General features: G+C 62.3%; 4 protein-coding genes. 2 read left to right on the plus strand and 2 right to left on the minus strand.

All coding sequences use genetic code 11. The features are described 5' to 3' along the window. Positions 1-632 precede the first annotated feature (632 nt). Complete coding sequence (pvdO, locus tag MKK04_RS19860; RefSeq protein WP_241105904.1) at positions 633-1,493, plus strand: dihydropyoverdine dehydrogenase; 861 nt, start codon at positions 633-635, stop codon at positions 1,491-1,493. A 126-nt stretch (positions 1,494-1,619) separates the two neighbouring features. Further along, positions 1,620-4,073, plus strand: a complete 2,454-nt coding sequence (locus MKK04_RS19865) for a TonB-dependent siderophore receptor (protein WP_241105905.1) — start codon at positions 1,620-1,622, stop codon at positions 4,071-4,073. Positions 4,074-4,342: 269 nt separating this feature from the next. Here MKK04_RS19865 and MKK04_RS19870 read toward each other — a convergent pair whose 3' ends face one another. Together MKK04_RS19870 and MKK04_RS19875 are read right to left on the minus strand one after the other, a co-directional pair. Continuing rightward, on the minus strand, positions 4,343-16,174 hold the full coding sequence (locus MKK04_RS19870; protein ID WP_241105906.1) for a non-ribosomal peptide synthetase: 11,832 nt from the start codon (positions 16,172-16,174) through the stop codon (positions 4,343-4,345). 12 nt (positions 16,175-16,186) lie between these two features. Then, positions 16,187-19,531 (minus strand): amino acid adenylation domain-containing protein, encoded by a 3,345-nt coding sequence (locus MKK04_RS19875; protein WP_241105907.1) that lies wholly within the window; start codon positions 19,529-19,531, stop codon positions 16,187-16,189. Position 19,532 lies beyond the last annotated feature (1 nt).

Below are 19,532 nucleotides of genomic sequence, written 5' to 3' on the forward strand. Positions count from 1 at the left end.
TATAAGGCGAATAAGCCAGACGGACGGCGTGCGCTTCAGCGTGGGAAGTCGCCGACCGTGTTCAGTAGGTTGCGTGTGCGTAGGGATGCGGCCAGAAGCCGATCAGCCCAGCACGACCACGCAAGGAGGCGGAGCTACGCCGCCTACGACGCCACTGACAGGTGGTGGTGGATAGTGACTGATCATCGCCGGCTGCTGGCAGCCACGCACGACCATGCCCGCGACTGGCGCGATGGCAAAGCTTGTGGTGGAAGGGCTGGCTGGCATGAACAGGTCTTCGGGAAAAGAACAATGGGCTGGACTATAGCCCGGTGCCAGGCAGCTGGCAACCTCCCCAAACTCACCCTCGCGCCAGTAGGGCAACTGCCTGCTCATTGTCTTGAAGCTGCCGCGATCCCTGTGGGAGCGGGTTCACCCGCGAACACCGGCGCAGCCGGTGCCATTCACTGCGTCGGACTGTTCGCGGCGGTTCGACGCCTCGATAAACCCGCACACAGGAGGTTCAGGCAACCCTCCAGTTTCTTCAAGCCAGCCGCGACCATGGGATCGCATCTCTATTGGTTAATTTTTCACCGCCCCGATTCGTCTGAATGCGAAACGCAGCCCGCATTCACCCGTTTCGAGGACCACCGATGAACGTAACCGCCTGGCTCTACCGGCCAGCCCAGATCACCTGCCTGCTGCTGGTCAGCGCCTACGCCCACGCCGCCAAGCCCGGCGATGTGTTCAAAGACTGCAAGGACTGCCCCGAGATGGTCGTGCTGCCCGCCGGCAGCTACCTGATGGGGGCCCCCGACGACGAAGTCGGCCGCCAGCCCGACGAGGGCCCGCTGCACACCGTGACCTTCGCCAAGCCCTTTGCCATGAGCCGCTACCAGGTCACCGCCGGCGAACTGGACGCCTATATCAAGGCCACCGGCACCGTCATCAAGAGCGGCGACGACCGCCCCGGCCGCTGGTGCGAAGCCAGCAAGCCCACTTACAAGCAAGGCCCCCGCCAGCCGGCGGTGTGCGTCGACTACGACGAAGTGCAGGCCTACACCCAATGGCTGGCGAAAACCACCGGCAAGCCGTACCGCATGGTCAGCGAAGCCGAACGCGAATATGCCGCCCGTGCCGGCTCCAGCGGCCCGTTCCCCTTCCCCTTCGACGAACCGGGCAAGTACGAGATCAGCAAGCACGCCAACACCTATGGCCCCAAGGACGGTCATACCTTCACCGCCCCGGTGGGCAGCTACCCACCCAATGCCTTCGGCATGTACGACATGCACGGCAACGTCTACGAATGGGTCGCCGACTGCTACCACGACAGCTATGAAGGCGCCCCCACCGACGGCAGCGCCTGGATCCAGGACCCCACGTGCATTCGCGCGCACATGCGTGGCAACGACTGGGGCGAGCCGCCGATCTTCTCCCGCTCGGCCAACCGCAACGACCGCCTCAAGACCACCCGCGGTGACTTCCTCGGCTTTCGCGTAGCACGCGAACTGTGAAGTTGTGACGCGGTTAACGCAGCATCGGTTAAAAAAATCGTCAATAAGAATCGTTCCGGTTTTTCACAGGTGCTGCGTCCTATAGCTGACATAGAAAAAAACCCTCTGCCAACGAGACCGCAATAGATGTCCAAGTCCCTCCCCGGCTCGCTCAACCCGCTTGCCAAAGCACTACTGATCCGTCATTCCCTTCGTCCCCAGCGCGCGTTCACACGCATCGGCCTGGGCCTGGCGATATCCGCTGCGATGGTCGCCCAGGTGCAGGCGCAGGAGTGGACCCTGGATATTCCCGCGCAGTCGATGAACTCGGCGTTGCAGGCACTGGCCAGGCAGACCGATACCCAGTTGCTGTATAGCCCGGAGGACATCAGCGGATTACGTTCCACGGCCCTCAAGGGCCGGCATGACCTGCAGTCTTCGCTGCAGACATTACTGCAAGGCACCGGGCTGCGTTACCAGATTGATGGCAACACCGTGACAGTGACAGCCGGTTCGGCGGCACAGGACGGCCAGGTCGAGCTTTCGGCAACCAACGTCAATAGCGTGGGGCTTGGTGCCACTACCGAAGGCACGGGTTCCTACACCACCGGTGTGACCAACACCGCCACCAAGATGAACCTGTCGATCCGTGAGACGCCGCAAACCATCACGGTGGTGACCCGCCAACGCATGGATGACCAGCACCTGAGCAGCATGACCGACGTGCTGAGAGAGACCCCTGGCATTACCATGTCCCAGGATGGGGGCGAGCGCTTCAACATCTATTCTCGCGGCAGCGCAATCAACACTTACCAGTTCGATGGCGTCACCACGTTTCAGGATAACCAGACCCGTAACATGCCCAGCACCTTGCTGGATGTGGCCCTGTATGACCGGGTGGAAATCGTCCGCGGTGCAACGGGCCTGATGACCGGTGCCGGCGACCCCAGTGCCGTGGTCAACCTGATCCGCAAACGCCCGACGCGGGAGTTCAAGTCCTATATCCAGGGCGGCGCTGGTTCCTGGGATTACTACCGCGCAGAAGCGGACGTTTCCGGCCCACTGACCGAAGAAGGCAACGTACGCGGACGCTTTGTCGCCGCACAGCAGAACAACCACACCTTCATGGACTGGTACACCCAGGACCGGAGCATCCTGTACGGCGTACTGGAAGCGGACCTTACCGACACCACCCTGGTTCGTTTCGGTATCGACCGACAGACCTACAAGGTCAATGGTGCCTCAGGCGTTCCGCTGATTTTCACCAACGGCCAGCCCACCAACTTTTCCCGGTCGAAAAGTTCCGATGCTCGCTGGGGTTACGATGACTACGAAACCACCAACTATACACTGACGCTTGAGCAGCAACTGGCCAACGATTGGCAACTGAAAGTTTCCACTCTGTACATGGACGTCGATCGCGACACGTTCTCTTCCTATATTTCTACCAGAACCAACAGGTCGTACCTGGAACCTGATGGCTCGACGACCATCAACGCTGGCGTTGCATCGGCGGACCAATACCAGAAAGCTGCTGACGTTTCCCTCCAAGGGCCTTTCCAGTTGTTTGGACAATCTCATGAACTCATTTTCGGCTACAACTACCTGGAGTATGAGAACAAGCATCGCGAATACGCCGGCCCTGACCAGAAAATCAATTACTTCACTTGGGAAAACGTGACGCCCAAGCCAGGCAAAGACGAGCTTTCGCCAAGCATCAAATTCGATATCTTCAACCGCCAGAGCGGCTACTACGTCGCCGGACGGTTCAACTTCACTGACGACCTGCACCTGATTCTGGGTGCGCGTGCTTCCGACTACCGCTTCGACTACAGCCTGGGCATCATCGGTAAACCAATCACGCCTGATACCCAGAAAGAGCATGGAGTAGTGACGCCGTATGCCGGTCTCGTCTACGACCTGACAGAAGAGCAATCGGTGTACGTCAGCTATACCGATATCTTCAAACCACAGAGCAATATCGACGCCAGCGGCAAACCTCTTGACCCGGAGGTCGGCAAGAACTACGAAATGGGTTGGAAGGGTGAATTCCTGGATGGCCGTGTCAACGCCAACGTTGCCGTCTACTTGGTACAAAGGGACAACTTCGCCGAGGAGACCACCGAAAAGTCGCCGACCGGCGGCAATGCCTTCAAAGCGATTGACGGTGCAGAGACCAAAGGCGTGGACCTGGAACTCTCGGGCGAAGTACTGCCTGGCTGGAACGTCTATACCGGCTACAGTCATTCCCGTACCGAGGACGCAGATGGCGTTCGCCAGACCACCCAACTGCCGATGGACACATTCCGCTTCTGGAACACCTACCGCCTGCCAGGCGATTGGGACAAGCTGACCTTGGGCGGTGGCGTGAACTGGAACTCCAAGTCCACACTGCAGTATCCGCGCTACAACAGCCACGTCACCCAGGATGACTACTACGTCGCCAGCCTGATGGCTCGGTACCGTATCAACCAGAACCTGGCGGCCACGCTGAACGTCAACAACCTCTTCGACAAGAAGTACTACGCAGGCATGGCAGGCAGTTACGGCCACTACGGTGCGCCGCGCAACGCCACGGTGACTCTGCGCTACGACTTCTAAGCCGCACAGGGCAGACCCGGGACATGCACCGGGTCTGGCCACACTTCCCCCGCTTCGCCCTCCCTGCGCCCTCTGCTGTTTCCTCTCCCCTTGCTACCACACATTGCGTGCCGCCCTTGCAAGTCATTCCTGTCCGTGCAAGCGCAGCCCCCGAGGGGTGCAAGGCTACGTCAACCCTGTGAGTAAACGACATCGCCCCGCATCAGCAGCTTCCGGGCTGCCAGTGCGGGGCGATGGGTGATGACATCAGGTCAGCCCGTCAGCGTCCTTCAATCAGCCATGGCGTCCTCCATCGTCCAGTGCATGGCCAAGCCTTCGATCACTTCAGGCTGCCTGAGAATGTCATAGTGCCCCGCCTCGACCGTATGGTTACCCTCTGTTTCGAAGGTCCAGGCCGGGTCGCCATCCCGGCCAGCCCACCAGCAGGTTGCCAATGCCCGGGTCCGCGGCAGGCTGGTCAGGTTCGCCGACAAGGCTTTCAAGCGCATCGCCACCACAAATGTGTGGGCCAATTCGGCACTGTCGATATCGGCATAACGTGACTGGCCGGCCTGCGCGGCGCGTATCTGCCCAATAACGCCCTGCAGCGACTGAACATCAGTACCCACGGCCACGGCGGGCACTGCCAGCTGTTGCTTGGGTACGCCCAGCAACACGCTGAGGAAACCCTGCAAATCGTCCTTCCAGTCCTCGACCACCTCAGCATGTGACGCATTTGGCACAAAGCTGTCCACCAAGCCAAGCAATGCCACTGCCTGCCCCTGTCGCTCCAGCTCCTGGGTTACCAGCACCGCCAAGGTGCCACCCAGCGACCAGCCAACCAGCCGATACGGCCCTTCAGGCTGCTTCTGGCGGATGTACTGCGCATAGTCGATAGCCATCGCCTGCAGCGACTCGTCCTGCCACGTGCGGTCCAGCAGCATGCGGCACTGCACGCCATAGACACTGCACACACCTTCCAGGCGACGCGCCAGAGGCTCGTAGTCGAACACCGTGCCGAAGCCTGCATGCAGGCAGAACAGCGGCGTGCCACTGGCGATACGGGTGTTGAGCAATAGCACCGGGTCCAGGCTGGCTTCAGTAGCCGAGTAGCCCGACAGCTCACCAATGGTCGGTCTGGCCATTACGTCACGCAACTTCAGGTCCAACTGCAAGCCGCTGTGCCCACGCACTTTGGAAAGCATTTTCAGCACCCGTAGCGAATCGCCACCCAGCTCGAAGAAATTGTCGTCCATACCGACTTCCTCAATACTCAGCACCTCTTGCCAGATTTGCGCCAAGGCCTGCTCAACCTCATTGCGCGGCGCAAGACGCAGGCGCTGCCCTACAAAATCAGGTGCCGGCAGCGCATTGCGGTCGATCTTGCCGTTGGGTGTCAGGGGCATCGCATCAAGCAGCACCAGTTGCGCTGGTACCATGTAATCCGGCAGCTCCGCACGCAGGGCTTCGCGCAATTGTGCCGGCGTGGTGACCACACTACTGCTGACCACATATCCAACCAGTTGCTTGCCGGTGGCACCTTCACGCGCCACTACCACTGCATCGCGCACCCCAGCCAGGTTGCGCAGGCGTGCTTCGATCTCGCCTGGCTCGATGCGAAACCCGCGAATCTTCAACTGGTTGTCGAGTCGGCCGATGAAGTCGACGGTGCCATCGGCACGGCGGCGTACGCGGTCGCCGGTACGGTAAAGGCGCGCACCGTCGGCGAACGGGTCGGCGACAAAGCGCTCGGCGGTAAGCGCCGCACGCTGGTGATAGCCCCGCGCAAGCCCTTCTCCACCGATGTACAACTCACCCGCCACGCCATCAGGCAGTGGATTGAGGTCTTGATCGAGCACATGCAGGGTACGCAGGCCGACCCGATCACCGATCGGCGCATACACTGCCTGGCAGGACTGCATGGCCGATACCTTCCACAGCAACGGCGTGACCACCGTCTCGGTAGGCCCGTAGCCGTTGGTCAGGTATTGCGGCCGTAGCGAACGCTTGACCAGTTCGAACAGGGCATCGGGCACCGCATCGCCACCAAAGCAGTAAATGCGCACAGGCGGCGCAGCCTGTTGCTGGCTCTCGCCGAACTCGGCCAACTGTTGCAGATAGGCCGGCGGGAAGCAGGCGATATCGATGCGCTGCTCATGGAGGACTTGCCAGGTTTCCTCCGCAGTCCACAAGCGATTGCCACGGACCACCAGGCAGCCACCTGACGACAGCGTCGACAGCCAGCGCTCCTGGGCACCATCGAAAGCGAACGACATGAACAGTAGCTCACGTGTGCTTTCGTCCATCTCATAAAGCTGAACAATGGCCTGGCAATGCATACGGATCTGCCCGTGGCTGACTGCTACCCCCTTGGGCTTGCCAGTCGAGCCAGAGGTGTAGATCAGATAGGCCAGGTTGTCGTCCAGCACCGGCACGTGCGGCACACTGGCAGGCAGGCCTGCCAGCTCCAGGCGGTCAAGCTCGACGCACTGCTCCACCTCGGTGAAACGCTCGCGCAAGGCACTGTTGGTCAGCAGCAAGTGCATGGCCGAGTCTTCGACGATCCACTGCAAACGCTCCTGAGGATAATCGATGTCCAGCGGTACGTAGGCAGCACCGGTCTTCATCACCGCGAGGAAGGCGACAATCACCTCTACCGAGCGTTCCAGGGCAATACCAACCGTGGTTTCCGGCCTGGCACCCAGGGCAAGCAGGTGGTGCGCCAGGCGGTTGGCACGCTGGTCAAGCTGCGCATAGCTCAACTGCTGACCAGCGCAGACCACTGCCGGGGCATCAGGCTGCAGTCGAGCGTGCTCGGCGATACGCTGGGCCAAACCCGGCACATCCGCTGTGCCTGGCACCATCAGGTTGCGCTCGTTGGCCTGCTGCACTTGCCCTGATGTCAGCATTTGCAGGCTGCCCAGGGCGGCATTCGGGTTGTCCAGCATACCTTCGAGCAGGCGCTCGAAGCTGCCACGGATAACCGCGGTAGCGGCCTCACTGAAGCTGCCACGCAGGTACATGAACTCCACCGAGAGAACATCGGTCAGGTGTACGGCAAGGTCCATTGCATAGTTGGTCACACCTCGCTCGGTCACGGCGCCAAACTGCAAGGCGTTATCGCTGCTGTCGTGCAGACGATCGTCCAGCGGGTAGTTCTCGAACACGATGATGCTATCGAACAACGGTTGCCCCGGGCGCCCGGCCCAGCGCTGAACATTCGACAACGCCGCATGTTCGTGGTCACGCAACTCAAGGTTGTAGTCCTGCAGTTGCCGCAGCCAGTCGCTGACGCGCCAATGTGCGGCAGGCGCCTGCACGACGGGGAGCGTATTGATGAACAAGCCGAGCATGTTGTCCACACCCGGCAGGTTCGCCGGCCGGCCGGCCACGGTAGCGCCGAAACAGACAGCCTGTTGCCCGCTGTAGCGCTGCAACAGCAGCAACCAGGCGGCCTGCACCAAGGTATTGGGTGTTACCCGCAGGCGCTGAGCCAGAGCACGCAGGCGCTGGGTACGCTGGGCATCCCAATGCAGGTAGAGCGCTGCATGCCCTGACAGGTTGGCATCCGGCCGTGGCAGCAACGCCTGTTCCAGCAGAGTTGGGCTTTCCAGCGCGGCAAGCTTGCGCGTCCAGAACGCCTCGAGCTCGGCCTGAGGTTGTGCCTCGAGCCAGCGGATGTAGTCGCCAAAGCGCGGTACAAGCGTGTCCAGCGCCTGTCCATGATAGGCCTGGAACACTTCACCCAGCAGGCGCGAGTTGCTCCAGCCATCCATCAGGATGTGATGACGGGTCCAGATCAGTTGCATGCGCTGGCCATCCAGACGCACCAGCGTTATCCGCATCAACGGGGCCTGCGACATGTCGAAGGCCTGCTCGGCGTCGCTGTCGACCAAGGCCTGCAAAGCCGCGGCCTCGACCTCACGGTCACGCCAGTCAAGCACCCGGATCGACAGTTCGGCATGGCGATGAACGATTTGCATCGGTTGTGTCAGTTGCGCGTCGGACCAGAACCCGGTGCGCAGGATGTCATGCCGCGCCACCACCTGTTTCCAGGCCTCTGCAAAACGCTCGATATCCAGGCCGTCAACCGCTACCGACGTCTGGTTGAGGTAGAGCGCCGCGTCCCCACCCTGGGCGCTATAGAACAGCATGCCTTGCTGCATCGGTGACAGAGGGTAGATATCGTCAATCTGCTCCACGGGTACCGGCAGCCGATCCAGCTGCGCCTGGGTCAGGCCAGCCAAGGATACCGGTTGGCTGCCTGTGACCTGATCATCGCTAACTTGCACGCCAACTTCTGCAACGCCAGCCAGCAGTTCCACCGTCTGGTGCTGGAACAGTTGCTTGGGCGTAAAGCGGATACCCGCCTGGCGCGCGCGGCTGACCAGCTGAATCGAAATGATCGAATCGCCACCTAGCTCGAAGAAGTTGTCGGTAATCCCGACTTGCGCCACTTTCAGCACGCCAGCCCAGATATCCGCCAGTTGCCGCTCAAGCGCATTACGCGGTGCCACATGCTCACTGTGCGCCTGCGCCTGATCGATACCCGGGAGCTGCTTGCGGTCAAGCTTGCCACTCGGGGTCATGGGCATGCGCTCGAGCAGCATCAGGTAGGTCGGCACCATGTAGTCCGGCAGGCTGGCCTTCAGTGCCTGCTTCAGCGCCGCGCACAAATCCGCACTTTCAACGGTTTGGTCAACAGGCACCACATATCCGCACAGCTGCTTGACGCCTGCATGGTCGGCGGCGATAACCGCTGCCTGGCGGACCCGTGGATGCGCTTGCAAGTGTTGCTCGATCTCGCCCAGCTCGATGCGAAAGCCACGTACCTTCACCTGATGATCGGCCCGGCCACGGTAGGCGAGCTCACCCTGCTCGTCGAAGTATCCCAGGTCACCGGTACGGTACAGGCGCGCGCCCGGTGTTTCAGCCAGCGGGTCCGGAATGAAGCGCTCGGCGGTCAGCGACGGCCGCTGGTGGTAGCCACGAGCCAGGCAGCCGTCACCACCGATGTACAGTTCACCCGACACACCGATTGGCGTAGGCGACAGGCCATCATCCAGGGCACGCATGACGCGCCCGGCCAGCGCACGACCGATCGGCACGCCGTTCTGCGCGCCGGGCACCTGTGCCAGACGCGAGCAATCATAGGTGGTAGCGACCACGGTAGCTTCAGTGGGGCCGTAGGTATTGAGCAAGCGTACCTGCACCGGCCCATCCTCCAGCCATGCCTGCAGCCCGTCCAGGGCCACGGCTTCACCGCCGACATGGATCTGTTTCAAACGGCCATAGGTGTGCGCAGCGCGGCGATCCAGCGCCAGCAAACGCCAGTAGGCCGCTGGCAGGTCAGCCACAGTGACGCCATGGCGAATGACCTGCTCGCTGAAGGTGTCGGTGTCCCACAGCTGCTGGTCGCGCATCACCACGCACGCACCACGCGACAACGGTGGGAAGAACTGCTCGATGAACCCGTCGAAACTGAATGTGGCGAACTGCAGTACCCGGTCTTGCGGGGTCAACTGCGAGTAGACACTGGCGACGTCACAAAACACCGACAGCGTTTGGTGAGCAATGGCCACGCCCTTCGGCATGCCGGTGGAACCTGAGGTGTAGATAACATAGGCCAGGCTGTCGAGCGAAACCTCACAGGGCAGCGACTGCTCACTAAAAGCTTGCAGCCACTGCTCACCCGGCTGCAGGTCGATGCATGGCAGGCCTGCAGGCACCGGCATGCGCGCCATGGCCTCAGCGTCGCCCAGCAGCGCGCCAATGCCGCTGTCCTGGATCAGGTAGGCCAGGCGGTCCTGTGGGTAGTCCGGGTCCAGTGGCACGTAAGCCGCGCCGGCCTTGTGGATGGCAACCAACGCCACGGCCAGTGCCAGGCCGCGTTCGGCAGCAACGCCCACCAGGCTGTTGGCAGTAACACCGTGCGCAACCAGCAAGTGCGCAAGGCGATTGGTGCGCAGGTCCAGCTCGCGGTAGGTCAATTGCTCCTCACCGAACACCAGCGCCAACGCATCGGGTCGCTCACGGGCTTGCGCCTCGAACAACTGGTGAGCACACATGCCGGACGGGGTAATTGCCGCGCTAGGGTTCCAGTCATGCAGCACCCGTTGGCGCTCGGCCCCACCCAGCAACGACAGCTCACCAATAGCCGTCGTAGCATCATCGACCAGTGCCCGCAACAGATTGCCGAAATGCTCGGCCAAGCGCTGGATAGCCACATCGTCCCAGTTGGCGCGGTTGTGGCTGTACTGGATGGACAGGGTCTCACCCAAGGTGGCGGCCAGGGTCAGGGGGTAGTTGGTCTGCTCCAGGTTGGCCACCGGACCGAAGCGCAGCCCCTCTGGTGCACCCTCTTGCAGAGCCTGCGAAACCGGGTAGTTCTCGAACACCAGCAGGCTGTCGAACAGCGATTCGCCGCCCAGGCCGGCCCAGCGCTGCACCTCGTTCAACGGAGTATGCTCGAACTCGCGCATGGCCAGGTTGCAGGCCTGCACCTGGGCAACCCATTCGGCCACGGTCTGCTCGCTGCGCGGCGCACCGATGACCGGCAAGGTATTGATGAACAGGCCGATCTGCTCCTCCACCCCCGGCAGGTCCGCAGGGCGCCCCGCCACGGTGGCACCAAAGCATACGGCAGGCTGCCCGGTGTAGCGTTGCAACAACAGCAACCAGGCAGACTGCACCAGGGTATTGACGGTAACCCGGTTGGCACGCGCGAAGCCTTCGATTCGCTGGGTTATCTCGCGATCGAACAGTTGATAGTGCTCACCCTGGCCTTGCTGCGGTGGAGCGCCTCGGCGCACCGCCTGGGACAGCCGGGTCGGCTCCCCCAGCGGCGCCAACCGAGCCTTCCAGAACGCTTCGGCTGCCGCTGCGTCCTGGCGCTGCAGCCAAGCGATATAGTCGCGATATGGTGCCGTCTGTGCCGTGACCTGCCGCCCGGCATAACGCTGCAGCACCTCTCCCAGCAGGCGTGAAGTGCTCCAGCCATCCATCAGGATGTGATGGTTGGTGTAGATCAAATGGTGGCAGTCATCCGCCGTGCGCACCAGCGTCAGCCGTTGCAGTGGTGCCTGGTCTAGCGCGAAACCAGCTTGGCGGTCACCCTCGGCCAAGGTTTGCAGTGCCTGTTCCAATGCCGACTGGCCGCGCCAGTCGTGCTCGACCAGCGCCTGCACAACTTCCTTGTGCACCACCTGCACGGCCTGCTCCAACTCACCCTGCCAGATAAAACTGCTGCGCAGGATAGCGTGGTTATTCACCGCCGCCTGCCAGGCCTGGTGGAAGCGCTCCACGTCCAGCCCCTGGACATCCACGCGCATCTGGTTGATGTAGTCACCGGACTGCTGTTCGTACAGGGTATGGAACAGCATGCCCTGCTGCATCGGCGACAACGGATAGAGATCGGCGACCTGCTCGACCTGCACGGGCAGGTTGTCCAGCTGCGCCTGCGTCAGGAAGGCCAGCGGGAAGTCCGAGGGCGTGACGCCACGGTGCTGTGGCTGGCTGCAATGGGCGATAAGCAGCGCCAGCTCTTGCGCATAATCGTCGGCCAGGTGCTGGACAGTAGCCTCGTCGAACACTTCGCGGCTGAAGCTCCAGCCCAGTTTCAGTTCACCTCCATACACCTGCCCGTTCAGTGCCAACAGGCTGCCCAGCGACGCATCTTCGTCACAGGTGGAGCCAGGGTACTCCTTGGCTGGCTCGAACAACCCCGCTTGCTCGTCGAAGCTGGCGTCAAACTGGCCGAGATAGTTGAACACGATCTCGCCACGCGGCAAGGCCGCCAGGGTCGCCTGCGCCTCGGCGTCGCCCTGGTAGCGCAGCAGACCATACCCAAGCCCTTTGTTGGGCACCGCGCGCAACTGCTCCTTGATGGCTTTGAGCGAATCGGCCATTCCGGCCTGCGGGCTGAGCCTGACCGGATACATGCTGGTGAACCAACCCACGGTGCGGCTCAAGTCGACCCCCTCGAACAGGTCTTCACGCCCATGGCCCTCCAGGCGCACGAGCACATCGGCGTTACCCGTCCAACGGCTGATCACCCGGGCGAGTGCTGTCAGCAACAGATCGTTGACCTGTGTGCGGTAGGCTGCCGGTGCGTCCTGCAGCAGTTTCCGGGTCAGCTCGCGGTCAAGGCGGGTACTGACCGAGGTGGCATGCCGCCCCAGGTTGCTGCCTTGTGGGCGGTCGCACGGCAGGACATCGCTGGCGCCGTGCAGTTGCGCCTGCCAATAGCCGAGCTCCGCTTGCAGCGCTGCGCTAGTCGCATGGCCCCGTAACTGCTCGGCCCAGGCTTTGAATGACGTTGTCTTGGCCTGTAATTGCACCAGCTCGCCTCTGCGCAACGCCTGGTAGGCCAGCTGCAGATCTTCCAGCAGCACCCGCCAGGACACGCCGTCCACAACCAGGTGATGGATGACCAGCAACAGGCGTTGGCTGCCGTCCGGCAAGTCGGCCAGAACGGCACGCAGCAACGGGCCGTGCTCCAGGTTCAGGCTGCACTGGGCCTCGTTGGCCAACGATGTCAGCGCCCCAGCATCTGCCACCTCTCGACGCCACAACAGAGCCTGCCCGGCACCGCCGAAGCTGGCCTGCCAACGGCCATGCTCCTGGACGAACTGCAGGCGTAGTGCATCGTGGTGTTCGACCAGCGATTGCAACGCTGCTTGCAGGTGGTGTTCATCCAGCGTCTCGCTGGCGCGCAGCATCACCGACTGGTTCCAGTGATGCCGCTCGACGATGTCCGATTCGAAGAACCAGTGCTGGATCGGAGTCAGCGGCATGCTGCCTTCCACCCGCCCTTGATCGATTGCAGTACCGGTGTTTCGTCGTGCAATCGCCGCCAGCCCCTGCACAGTCTGGTGCTGGAACAGCTCCTTGGGGGTGAACTGGATGTCCAGCTGACGAGCACGGCTGACCACCTGCAGCGACATGATCGAGTCGCCGCCCAACTCGAAGAAGTTATCGGCAAGGCCAACCTTCTCCAACTTCAGCACATCGGCCCAGATCGCCGCGATCTGCTGCTCCAGCTCGGTTTGCGGCGCAACATATTCACCCTGCAGCAAGCTGGCATCCGGCGCCGGCAAGGCCTTGCGGTCGAGCTTGCCGTTACCGGTCAGCGGCAGCTGCTCCAGGAACAGCAGATGCGCAGGTACCATGTGCTCAGGCAGGCTGGCCTTCAGTTCGGCGCGCAGGCTGTCACGCAACACGGCCTGCTGTTCAGCCCCCTGCAGCAAGCCAGCGTCGACGGGTACTACGTAGCCCACCAGTTGCTTGCCACTGGCGCCATCCACCGCCAGCACCGCTACCTGGCGCACCGCAGGTTGTTCGAGCAAGCGTGCTTCGACCTCACCCAGTTCAATACGGAAACCGCGAATCTTCACCTGATGGTCGATACGCCCGATGTATTCGATGACCCCGTCGGTACGGTAACGGGCCAGGTCGCCCGAACGGTACAGGCGGCCACCGTTGTCATCGAAGGGGTTTGGCACGAAGCGCTCGGCGGTCAACCCGGGGCGACCGTGATAACCCCGCGCCAGGCCCGCCTGGCCAATCAGCATTTCACCTGTGCAGCCCGGCATGATCGGGTTCAATGCCGCATCGAGCAGGTACCACGACAGGTCGGGAATCACCTCGCCGATCGGGCTGCTGGCACCCTTTTGCAAGTCTTCGAGGGTGATCGGCCGGTAGGTCACGTGCACGGTTGTTTCGGTAATGCCGTACATGTTGATCAAGCGCGGCGTGCGGTCACCAAACACGTCGAACCAAGGCTTGAGGCTGCTCACCTCCAGGGCTTCGCCGCCAAACACCACGTATCGCAGGTTCAGGCCCTGGCCGGCCTTCGCCGCCTCGCAGGCTACCGGGACAAGCGGCTTGAAGGCTGATGGCGTCTGATTGAGTACGGTAACCTGCTCACGTACCAGCAAGGCATGGAAGTCTTCGCTGGAACGTGCCACATCCTTGGGCACGATGACCGCTCGGCCGCCATACAGCAACGCGCCATACAGCTCCCATACCGAGAAGTCGAAGGCGTAGGAGTGGAACACCGTCCATACGTCACTGGCGTCGAAATGGAACCAGTGGCGGGTAGCTGCAAACAGGCGCACCACGTTCCGATGCGGCAGCAGCGTCCCTTTGGGCTTGCCGGTAGAGCCCGAGGTATAGATCACATAAGCCAGGTTGTCCGCGCTCACCTGGCAGGCAGGGTTGGCTTCGCTGTAGCCGGCCAACTCGGTATCGCCGTCCAGCATCAGTGTCTGCACGCCTGCCGGTACGGGTAGCGCGTCACGCAGGTGCTGCTGGGTCAGCAACAGGCGTATGCCGCTGTCCTCGAACAGGTAGCTGAGGCGGTCCTGTGGATACTCCGGGTCGAGTGGCACGTAGGCAGCGCCCGCCTTGAGAATGCCCAGCAGGCCGATGACCATCTCAAGGCTGCGCTCAACGGCCAGGCCAACCAGCACATCCGGCCCGGCACCCAGCTCCAGCAGTTTGTGCGCCAACTGGTTTGCCCGTCGGTTGAGCTCGGCGTAACTCAGGGTCTGCTCGCGGCAGACCAGCGCCACCGCATTCGGAGCGGCTTGGACCTGGGCCTCGATCAGTTGATGAAGGGGCTGCTCGCCTGGGAAAAGCGTCAAGGCCGGGTTCCAGGCCTGCACGGTCTGATCCTGCTGCGCCAGGCTGACCAGCGGCAGATCGACTACGCGCTGCCCGGGCTGGCGCACGATCGCCTCCAGCAGGTTCACCCAGTGTTGTGCCATCTGTTCGATGGTCGCGGCATCGAACAGGTCGGTCGCGTAACTCAGGGCAGCGCCGAGGCTGTGCTCGTATTCAAAGGTGTCCAGGGTCAGGTCGAACTTGGCCGTGTCGTGGTCCCAGGTCAACCCCTCCACCTGCAGCCCCGGCACGCTGCGCTGCTTGCCCTTGGCCTGCATCTGGTGGTTGTACATCACCTGGAACAATGGGCTGTGGCTCAGGCTCCGTTCGGGCTGAAGGGCATCCACCAACTGCTCGAATGGCAGGTCCTGGTGGCTCTGCGCGCCCAGCGCACGCTGTTTGACCTGCGCCAGCAGGTCACTGAAGGTCATCTGCAGATCGAACTCGGCGCGCAATACCTGGGTATTGACGAAAAAGCCGATCAGCCGTTCGGTTTCCACCCGGTTGCGGTTGGCAACCGGGACCCCGACACGGATGTCCGACTGCCCGGAATAGCGGTGCAGCAGGGTCTGGAAACTGGCCAACAGCAACATGAACAGTGTTGCGCCCTGACGCTGGGCCAACTGCCTGAGCGAATGCACCAGGGCCTCGGGCAGCCGAACCTCATGCCGGGCGCCTCGGTGGCTACTGGACACAGCACGGGGGCGATCGGTCGGTAATTCGAGCACTGGCTGCTCATCGCCAAGCTGTGCCTTCCAGTACGCCAGTTGCCGTTCCTGTTCGCCCGCTTCCATCCACTGGCGTTGCCAGATCGCATAGTCGGCATACTGGACCGGCAGCGTCGGCAGCTGCACCTCCTGGCCTTGGCTGTAACCCGCATACAGCTGCATCAACTCATCGATCATCAGCGGCATCGACCAGCCATCGGACACGATGTGATGCATGGTCACGACCAGCACATGCTCGTTCTGGCCCAGGCGCAGCAACTTGCCCCGCAGCAGTGGCCCCTGCTGGAGATCGAACGGGCGGCGTGCCTCGGCTTCCACCTGCTCACGCACCTTGGTTTCGTCGGCGCATTGCAGCGTCTGGATATCCAGCGCCAGAGTGTGTTCGGGGTGAATGACCTGTACGGCGCCCTGCCCTTCTTCGCTGAAGGTGGTGCGCAGGGTTTCGTGGCGGGCAATCAGCGCATCGAAACTGCGCTGCAACGCCTCGACATCCAAATGACCTTGCAGGCGCAAGGCCGCTGGTAGGTTATAGATCGATGCGGCAGGCTCCAGTTGCCAGAGAAACCATTGCCGCTGCTGGGCATAGGAGAGGGGCGGCGACGCTTCAGGCTCACGCTTGAAGATCGGGGTGACGCCATACAGGTTCACCCCCTGTTGCTTGAGCAAGGCTGCCAGGGCCTGGCGCTCTTTGGTGGACAGTAGCTTTACAGACTCAAGCAGCTCTTGCACAGTCAAAATCTCCTAAGAAACCAGCTTTTCAATTTCCTCCGTAGTTAGACGTTTCAGGGCCTCCAGGGATTTAGCCAGTTCATTCTGAACGGGGTCTACCTGTGGCATGAGCTGCTCAAGCTGCGCGCAGTAGTCGCCCAGATCGGGGTGTTCGAACAGCGCCTTCAGACTGACCGGCAGCCCGGCCTGTTCCTGGACCCGACTGGTTACCTGGGTTGCGATCAGCGAGTGCCCACCCAGCAGGAAGAAGTTGTCACCCAGGCCAACCCGTTCGACTTTCAGCACATCTGCCCAGATGGCGGCCACCTGCTGTTGCAAGGGAGTGCGCGGCGGCACATGGACTTCTTCCGACAGGCCAACGTCCGGGCGTGGCAGCGCCTTACGGTCCAGCTTGCCGTTTGGTGTCAGTGGAAGCTTGTCGAGCAGCAACAGGTAGGAAGGCACCATGTATTCCGGCAGGTGTTTCCTCAATGCAGCGCGCAGGTGGTCACGCAGGAACGATTGCGCAGCGGCATCGACCATCACGCCAGCATCGGCAGGCACCACATAGGCCACCAGGTGCTGGCCAGCGGGCCCGTCAACGGCCATGACCACGGCTTCGCGCACAGCCTCCTGCTGCAGGCGCACCTCGATCTCGCCCAGTTCGATGCGGAAGCCGCGGACTTTCACCTGATGGTCCACCCGGCCGACGTACTCCAGCACACCATCAGGCCGATAACGGGCCAGGTCACCGGTCCGGTAGATGCGCCCGCCCTGCGCATCGAAGGGGTTGGGAATGAAGCGCTCGGCGCTGAGCCCCGGGCGCCTCAGGTAACCACGGGCCAAACCGGCACCGGCCAGGTACAACTCACCGACGACGCCCACCGGCACCGGTTGCAGTGCACCGCTCAACACGTAGGCAGCACTGTTGTGCAAAGGCCGGCCGATGTTGGCCTTACCACCGGCCGCCCTCAGCGTGCAGGTGGAATAGGTCGTGTCTTCGGACGGGCCATACAGGTCGTACACATCACTCACATGCTCCAGGTGGTAGAGGTCATCGACAATCGACTGCTTCAGTGCTTCACCACAGAGGTTGATGGTTTTGACCGATGGCGGAATGTTACCGGTTTCGCACAACTGCTTGATGGCCGAGGGCACGGTATTCACCAGCCGCACCCGGTCCTTGGCAGCCAGGTTCGGTAGCTCGAGGGCATTGGCAGCCAGCACCGCATAGCCACCGGCCGACAGGGTGACGAACAGCTCCCAGACCGACAAGTCGAAGCAGATCGAGGTGGAGAACAGCACGCCACACAGGTCTGCCTGGCTGTAAACCGACAGCGACCAGCCGATCAGCGCCGCCACGCTGCGGTGCTCGACCTGCACGCCCTTGGGCTTGCCCGTCGAGCCTGATGTGTAGATGCAGTAGATAAGGTTGCGAGGGCTGGTCACACAGGTCAGCTCGGTGTCCGGGTAGCCTTCCAGCGACAGCTGGTCGAGCAGCAGCGTGCGCGACTGGAACTGCCCGGGCATTCGGGCAATCAGGCTGGTCTCCGACAGCAGCAGGATCGCCTGGCTGTCTTCGAGCATGTATTCCAGGCGGTCCTGCGGGTATTCCGGGTCCAGCGGCACGTAGGCGCCACCCGCCTTGAGAATAGCCAGCAGGCCGACGACCATTTCCAGGGTGCGCTGCATGGCGATGCCCACCAGCACATCCGGGCCAACCCCCTGTTCGCGTAGCTTGTGCGCCAACTGGTTGGCCCGGCGGTTGAGGGCGGCATAGCTCAGCGTCTGCTCGCCGAAGATCAGCGCCGGGGCATCCGGGGTTTTCGCCACTTGCGCCTCGAACAGCTGGTGGATGCAACTGGCATTCGGGTAGCTGGCCTGGGTAGCGTTCCAGTCTTCGATGATCTGCCGGTGCTCATTGGCGTCCAGCAGGGCCAGGTCTGCGATGCGCTGGGTGGGCTGCTCGACGATGGCCGTCAGCAGGTTCTGCCAGTGTCGGGCCAGGCTGCAGGCAGTCGAGGCATCGAACAGGTCGGTGGCATAGACCAGTGCAGCGCCGATACCGGTTTCGTGTTCGAAGGTTTCCAGGGTCAGGTCGAACTTGGCCGTGTGGTTGTCCCACGCCACAGCTTCCAGTTCCAGCCCCGGCAGACTGCGGCGCTCGCCCCTGGCCTGGGTCTGATGGTTGAACATCACCTGGAACAGCGGGCTGTGGTTAAGGCTGCGCTCTGGTTGCAGGGCCTCCACCAGTTGCTCGAACGGCAGGTCTTGATGGGCCTGAGCCTCGACCACACGCTGTTTGACCTGGCCCAGGAAATCCGTGAAGGTCATCTGCACGTCGAACTCGGCCCGCAGTATCTGAGTGTTGACGAACAGGCCGATCAGGCGTTCTGTTTCCACCCGGTTACGGTTGGCTACCGGCACGCCGACGCGGATATCAGCCTGCCCCGAATAGCGGTGCAACAGGATCTGGAAGCTGGCCAGCAGCAGCATGAACGGCGTTACGCCCTGTTGCTGGGCGAACTGCTTGAGCGCACGCGCCTGCTGTTCCTGCAGGTCAATAGCAAGCCGCCCTCCCTTGAGGCTGCTGACCGCTGGTCGGGGGCGGTCCATCGGCATTTCCAGTACCGTGTCCTCGCCACCCAGTCGCGCGGTCCAGTAGGCCAGTTGCCGTGCCTGCTCACCGGCCTCCATCCAGCTACGCTGCCAGATGGCGTAGTCGGTGTACTGGATGGGCAGCGCGGGCAGCTGCACATCACCGCCCTGGCTATAGGCCTCATACAGACGCATGAGTTCTTCCACCATCAACGACATGGACCAGCCATCGGCAATGATATGATGGAGGGTCAGCACCAGCACGTGCTCGTGCGTATCGCGCGCCAGCAGTTTTACCCTCAGCAGCGGCCCATGCTCCAGGTCGAAGCCTTGACGTGCCTCGTGCTCCACTTGCTCGCGCAAGGCCTCCTCGCCTGCCCCATTCAGCTGTTCATAGGTCACCGTCAACGCAAGGTGTGGGTGAACCACCTGCTGCACCTGCCCGTCCTGTTGGTGGAAGGTGGTACGCAGCGCATCGTGCCTGGCCAGCAGGCTGTCGAAGGCTCGCTGCAGGGCTGCCCGGTCCAGGCTCCCCTTGAACCGCAAGGCCGAGGAAATGTTATACACCGCGCTCGCCGGGTCCAGCTTCCATAGGAACCACTGGCGTAGCTGGGCGTAGGAAAGCGGCAGCTGCTCGAAGTCTCCGCGCACCTGCGGAATGGGCAGTTGCGCCAGGCTGCCGCCCTTGGATGCCAGCTTTTCCAGAAACAGCTTGCGCTGCTCGAGCGGCAGCCGAATGAAGCGGTGAACCAGATCGGTGTTGCGGTTATCGGTGCTCATC

The organism is Pseudomonas sp. LS.1a, assembly GCF_022533585.1.
Taxonomy (GTDB): Bacteria; Pseudomonadota; Gammaproteobacteria; order Pseudomonadales; family Pseudomonadaceae; genus Aquipseudomonas.

Coding starts and splice junctions, on each gene's coding strand:
- pvdO (WP_241105904.1), top strand. CDS start 633: ATGAACGTAACCGCCTGGCTCTACCGGCCAGCCCAGATCACCTGCCTG.
- MKK04_RS19865 (WP_241105905.1), top strand. CDS start 1,620: ATGTCCAAGTCCCTCCCCGGCTCGCTCAACCCGCTTGCCAAAGCACTA.
- MKK04_RS19875 (WP_241105907.1), bottom strand. CDS start 19,531: ATGAGCACCGATAACCGCAACACCGATCTGGTTCACCGCTTCATTCGG.